Below are 3,667 nucleotides of genomic sequence, written 5' to 3'. Positions count from 1 at the left end.
CATGAATACCCCTCAACTTTCAGCTTAGTTTTTTAAAAAAGAACCTACTCAAATTGGTGAAGTAACTTCTCAAATAAATTACATTGTGAAACGTACTCCTACAGACTCCTATTTTTGTTGAGAAACTCAATATCGTGTAAAAATGCTCTGTAAAACACCATGAAATGCTCTAATTTACTTCTACCAACCAAAATCCAATGTCTTGCCTGTCTCCGCCAGCGTCTTGATATTGCTCAGAATCATCCACCAACTTGCCTTGGTATTCTCGAAGCTTGGGTGGTTAGGTGTCCAATTATCATTGACCAACGTTAGTTTTGTACAGCTCCCGACAGTCTCAAGTGACAATGTCATTCTAGATTCAAAGTCCGCATGATTCGGGTTGTAAGATGGACCGGCATGTTCGGTACAACTAATGAGCTTTTCTGGTTCGTAAGCTAGAATCTTACCGTATACATGAACGGTTTCCTCACCGTCATTACCTGGCCCCACGTAAGCATAATCGGATCCAATTTCAAAAGTAGACTGAAGCACACTGCCAAAGAGAATCTTACGCGTTCCCTCCGGAGTCACGAGAATATCCCACACTTCTTTAGTCCCTGCCCCAATGTAAAATTCGTATTTGAGTTCCATATCCATATACTTCCACTCCTTTGGTATGTGTTATGATTAAGTATAGTTGATTGTACAACCTATGTATTGTAAAAACGCGACAAGGAGTGAGCGAAGTGATTCCCAAAGCCTCCAAGCCCAGCCTAGGCATTATGAATCTGCAGCAAGGCGAGCAGAAATTCCAGCTTTCGCGACATACCCCCTCCGAAGATCTGGCCTATTTCATCCGACATTACTGGATAGTTAGGTGGGATTTAACCGACCAGGAGCCTTATTTGCAGCATGTTATCCCGAATCCTTGCGTCAATCTCCTCGTTGAACCGGGTCGAACGGCCATCTACGGTCCTGGGAAAGAGAAGTACGGGCATTACCTGCAAGGCCAAGGCTGCGTGTTCGGAGTCAAGTTCAAGCCTGGCGGATTTTACCCTTTTTTGAAGCAGCCGATTTCTGACTTGTTGAACAATCCAATGAGTGTCCAGAGCATCTTTGACATAGATCCACGTCGACTTGAGACGGATGTTTTTGCTCAAAAAGAAGAACATCTTATGGTTTCACATATCGAGCAACTGATCCGGCCCAAGCTTCCCGAACAGGATGAACAGGTCGTTTTTATTAATCAGATCATCGATCATATCAATCAGAAGCCTGATCTCACCAAAGTTGATACCCTCTGCAATTACTTCCATGTGAATAAAAGAACGCTGCAGCGCCTGTTCGACCATTACGTCGGAGTTAGCCCCAAATGGGTGATCAAGCTGGCCCGAATCCAGAACGCAGCGGAGACGACGGATCTAAGCCGGAGGCATAACTGGTCCAAGCTCTCCATGGACCTAGGTTATCATGACCAGTCGCATTTCATCAAAGACTTCAAGTCCATTATCGGCCAGACTCCTGATGAATATGCTCGGCTAACAATTTGAAAAAAAGGACCGGCACCTTGCTGCCGGTCCTTTCCATTTGAAGGGATGAAACTTATCGTTGCACCTTAGAGTTTAAATCGATGAGCCATGAACTGCATCTCTGAGGACATGATTTCCAACGATTCGGAAGCGGATGTCAGCTCCTCCATCGCTGCAAGCTGCTCTTCCGTAGACGAGGAGATCAGATGCGCCAAATCATTGGTCTGGTTTGCCATTCGTTCGATTTCCTGCAAGGAAGCGGCGATTTCCTGCGAGCTGGCAGACATCTCCTCGGCTGCTGCCGAAGCTTCCTGTACTTGATTCACAACGCTCCGCGTTGCGTCGAGAATACGAATAAAAGCTTGACCCGTATGCTGGATCGAGCTCACACCAGCAGAAACCTCATGCTCGCCTTTTTCCATCGCCACACCAGCCTGCTTCATATCCAATTGGATGTCTTGGATCAGCTCGGCAATTTCGGCGGCAGATGCCGAAGAACGTTCGGCCAGCTTTTTCACCTCGCCGGCTACGACAGCGAATCCTTTACCTTCATCGCCAGCACGCGCTGCTTCAATGGATGCGTTCAAAGCGAGCAAATTGGTTTGAGTGGAAATATCCGTGATCACCTGTACGATGTCTCCAATATGCTGAGAACGTTCCGTAAGTTTCTCAATAATCTTTGCGAGATCGCCCACTGTAAGACTTACAGCATTCATCTGCAAGGTTGTCTCGTTTATCAGGTGGTTACCTTGCTCCGCTTCCTTCAGCGTCATCTCTGATGCTTCGTAGGCGGCAGACGAGGTTGTCGCGATTCGCTGAATGCCAACAGCCATTTCTTCCATTGCTGTCGAGCTTTCATTGACACTGCGGGCCTGCGTTTCATTGCTTATGACCATATCTTCAATAGAGGTCGAAATTTGATTGCTCGCTGTTGTCGTTTCCCCAATGGACTGGTTTAGTTCATGAGAAGAGTCCGTTAACTTATCTGAATTGGCTAAGAGCCCCGAAACAATTTGGCGTAGATGGTTGTGCATCAATTGAAAAGAAACCGCAAGTTCACCAATTTCGTCGTTATTGCTTACTTTTAACTGAGCTGAACGAAGATCTCCCTTAGCAAACTGTTCCGCCTGAAGGGCAAGCTGCTTAATCGGTCTGGAAATATGGAAGGCAAAAAACGTCATCACCACGCCTCCAATTACCGAGCAGCAAATTAATGTAAGGAGGATCGTGTTCAAAATATGAACTTGTCCCGAATTGTAATCTTGCATATAGGAGCCTGCTGATATAATCCAACCCCAATCAGAGTTCGTGGACTCAGCAAACGCGATTTTTTCTCCTTCTTTGGTAGAGTTGGGGAGCGGCCAATTATAGATCGTGAAATCTCCTCCGCTTTTTCCTTTTTGAATCATATCCTTGATGTAATAAAATCCGTCTTTCGTCTGTTTATCTATAATGTTTTGACCTTCCAAAGATGGATGTGCCAGCAAGTCGCCGTTCTCATTCAAAATAAAGAAGTAACCGTTGGCACCGAGATTGATGTTGGCATTAATTGAACGCGTTCCATCCTTCTTTGCTCCAAGCAGTATTTCCTTCACTCTTTCCTGAGCGTCTTCTTTCGACATTGTTCCCTGTTTCGAAGCTTTTTCAAAAGCAGCCGTTAGCTCCAAAGCCATTTCGACCGAATTTTTCAAATTGCTTTGAATCAATTTATCGGTTTCTTGGGTTGAAACATTATACGTAATGGCACCTAACACTAATATGGGTATTAACAGTAAAAGCAGAGAAACCAACATTAGTTTTTTGCGTATGGTTAATCGCCATATTTTTTTATTTTTCGACATATATACCCCTCCTCAGATCCATGACTATAGAACTAATTGTAAGATAAGTATGAATTTTTTTCCATCGGTTTCCTCGCCACTATGAAGTCACTTCATGAACTTTTTGTGAAATTATTCCTATTGTTAACGTCAAACTCGTCCTCAAGTGTCATCTTAATAGAGCGAGAACGCTGTTCGAAGTCCTTTCTATGAAAAGCTTACAAAAAAGGTACCCATAGTCTGAGAGCACTGCAAAACGAATACAGAATCTGTAAAAATAGACCCAGTGGCGCATAGGCACTGGGTTTGTTGTATACTGGAAGAAAAGGAAAAGTGGAG

At 44.5% G+C, this 3,667-nt stretch carries 3 protein-coding genes; 1 reads left to right on the top strand and 2 read right to left on the bottom strand.

The window, feature by feature from the left end:
* Positions 1-180 precede the first annotated feature (180 nt).
* Positions 181-636, bottom strand: a complete 456-nt coding sequence (locus tag ASD40_RS21785; RefSeq protein ID WP_082562365.1) for an SRPBCC domain-containing protein — start codon at positions 634-636, stop codon at positions 181-183.
* Between the two features lie 89 nt (positions 637-725).
* On the opposite strand from ASD40_RS21785, the gene ASD40_RS21780 reads away from it, so the two are divergent.
* Positions 726-1,529, top strand: a complete 804-nt coding sequence (locus ASD40_RS21780; protein WP_235549341.1) for a helix-turn-helix domain-containing protein — start codon at positions 726-728, stop codon at positions 1,527-1,529.
* A gap of 65 nt (positions 1,530-1,594) precedes the next feature.
* Here ASD40_RS21780 and ASD40_RS21775 read toward each other — a convergent pair whose 3' ends face one another.
* Positions 1,595-3,349 carry a methyl-accepting chemotaxis protein gene (locus ASD40_RS21775; RefSeq protein WP_057305268.1) on the bottom strand — a complete coding sequence of 585 codons (1,755 nt, stop codon included), beginning with the start codon at positions 3,347-3,349 and terminating at the stop codon, positions 1,595-1,597.
* Positions 3,350-3,667: the final 318 nt, after the last annotated feature.

The sequence above is a fragment of the Paenibacillus sp. Root444D2 genome (assembly GCF_001426375.1).
Taxonomy (GTDB): Bacteria; Bacillota; Bacilli; order Paenibacillales; family NBRC-103111; genus Paenibacillus_E.
The sequence above is the reverse complement of the archived record's forward strand: the minus strand, read 5'-3'. Positions and strand labels throughout refer to the sequence as shown.